General features: G+C 60.1%; 1 protein-coding gene and 3 pseudogenes. All 4 read left to right on the plus strand.

Features of this window, described 5'->3' with window-relative positions; translation table 11 throughout:
- Nucleotides 1–224: 224 nt before the first annotated feature.
- Nucleotides 225–386, plus strand: a pseudogene (locus tag GA0061099_RS43380) (transposase); the annotation flags it as partial.
- 666 nt (nt 387–1,052) lie between these two features.
- Nucleotides 1,053–1,322, plus strand: a pseudogene (locus GA0061099_RS42650) (group II intron reverse transcriptase/maturase); the annotation flags it as partial.
- Nucleotides 1,249–1,548 (plus strand): tyrosine-type recombinase/integrase, encoded by a 300-nt coding sequence (locus tag GA0061099_RS43385; RefSeq protein WP_074448695.1) that lies wholly within the window; start codon nt 1,249–1,251, stop codon nt 1,546–1,548. The pseudogene GA0061099_RS42650 and the gene GA0061099_RS43385, both read left to right, overlap by 74 nt.
- 289 nt (nt 1,549–1,837) lie before the next feature.
- Nucleotides 1,838–2,095 (plus strand): annotated as a pseudogene (locus GA0061099_RS39020) (transposase); the annotation flags it as partial.
- Nucleotides 2,096–2,127: the final 32 nt, after the last annotated feature.

Here is a 2,127-nt window from a genome sequence, read left to right on the forward strand (position 1 = left end):
GAGTTGATGTTGCGCAATCTTGAGGGGCGACCATCATCGGCATGGATCTGTGTGCGGCGGGGGCGAGGCAATGCAGCGATCAAACCGGGGTGGTGTCCCAATTGGGCACCTTTCACAAATCACACCAACGAATTGGCCCCAGGCGATGGTGTGAAATGGATCCCGATTTTGGGACCACGTGCTTAGTTGGAAGGGGCGGCTCCGTCTAATAAACGGAGCGGATGATGACGACGAAGACGAGACGCAAGATCGACGCGGCATTGAAGGCAAAGATCGCACTGGAAGCCGTGCGGGAGCAGGCGACGGTGGCCGATCTGGCCCAGCGCTACGAGGTTCACCCGAACCAGATCTATGCCTGGAAGAAGCAGCTGCTGGACCAGGCGGCCCGGGCCTTTGAGGCGGGTGTCGGGCGGGAGAGCGAGGACGCTCGCGAACGCGAGGCCGCGGTCGTTGGATGGACAACGTCTTCATCGAGCGGCTGTGGCGGTCGCTCAAGCATGAGGACATCGTGTGCTGTGGAAGTCAGGCGTCGGCCTGAATCCTGACGAAGCTTTGTCAGAGATGGAGGATGGCCCTCCGAAGTCGACCTGCAGGGGTAGACGTCAAACCGCTCCGAGCTGCGAGGGTAAAGAGCCCTGGTAGTGAGCGTTGGAGGAAAAGGCGGAGGAAACTCCGTCAGGTGAGATCCGAGGAGACGAACGTAAGTAAACCGCTGATGACGTGTCGTAACGTGTTCTATCGACGTCGAAACAGGGATCAGGATGTCTGTCCCGCGAGCAAGGGTTGGGGGGAGCCTGCCGACTGTCCAACCGGCGTCCGGCATGAAGGTGGCGTGACGTCGGATCAGGCTTTGACAAGGAACACAGGAACCTGTCGCTCCGATGTGAAGGGAGGACTCCAAGCGGCTCGTCGCCGCAAGGAGCAGAGTACCGATGCGGAGCACAGGGGCGGAAACGCCCGTATTAGGGACGAAGGCGCTGCAATGGCACTGGACCGAAGGGGCGTTGTCATCCGGCTTTACGCGGTCGACAACCCGAAAGGGGATGATCGGCATGAGTAAGGCCAAGCCGTTTTGTATTGCCAAACGCGATGTGTGGGAGGCGTATAAGCACGTGAAGGCTAACCAAGGGGCAGCTGGTGTTGACGGGCAGTCGATCGAAGACTTCGACCGAGATCTGAGTAAGAATCTCTATCGGATCTGGAATCGGATGAGTTCGGGCAGCTACTTTCCGCCTCCGGTGCGGCGCGTTGACATACCGAAAGGCGGAGCTGGCAGCACGCGACCGTTGGGAATACCAACGGCCTCGGACAGGATCTTGCAAGATCGCTGCCGATGCGCCTGCATTCATCCTGACTGAACGCGGAAAGCCTTATAGCGATAAGTCGTTCACCGGCAAGTTTTCGGCCTGGGGCAAAGCAGCTGGAATCACAACACAATGCAGTCCCCACACCTTGCGCTTCGCGGCAGCGCGTCGACTGGCCGAGCTGGGCTTATCCTTGAAGGTGATTGCCAGCATAACCGGGCACGACAGCTTGAAAGAGCTGTAACGGTACACGAAGGCTGCGGAGCAAAGGCTGGTCGCCAAGCGGGCTATTGCCGCGTTAGGCTCACACTAGCCCAAGGGTCGCGCCTTCCGCATCGCCTGAGAGGACTTCGAACGCTCGGTCGATCAGTCGCATGTCCCACAGAACCACACCGCCGCGCCTGATGGGCCGGGGCATCGTTCCGTCCTCGAGAATGCGGACGGAGTGAGCTGGCTCCGGAAATCTGGACAGGGCGATAAGTGGAGTTTCTGCCTGACGGCGGGCAAGATTGTCCCGCGAATCAGGAGAGACGATGAGCAAACGAGCCCGCCGGCAGCACGCACCGGCATTCAAGGCCAAGGTGGCGTTAGCGGCGATCAAGGGCGAGATGACGCTGGCCCAGCTGGCTGAGCATTTCGACGTACACCCGAACCAGATCACGCAGTGGAAGTCCCAGCTTCAGGGAGCGGCGGCCGAGGTCTTTGGTCCTGGCGCCAACAGAACGAGCGAGCCCGCGGTGGACGTGAAAACGCTGCACGCCAAGATCGGGGAGCTGACGCTTGAGAACGATTCCTAAGAAACGGCATCGCCGACGTTCGGCTC

The organism is Bradyrhizobium yuanmingense (assembly GCF_900094575.1).
Lineage (GTDB): Bacteria > Pseudomonadota > Alphaproteobacteria > Rhizobiales > Xanthobacteraceae > Bradyrhizobium > Bradyrhizobium yuanmingense.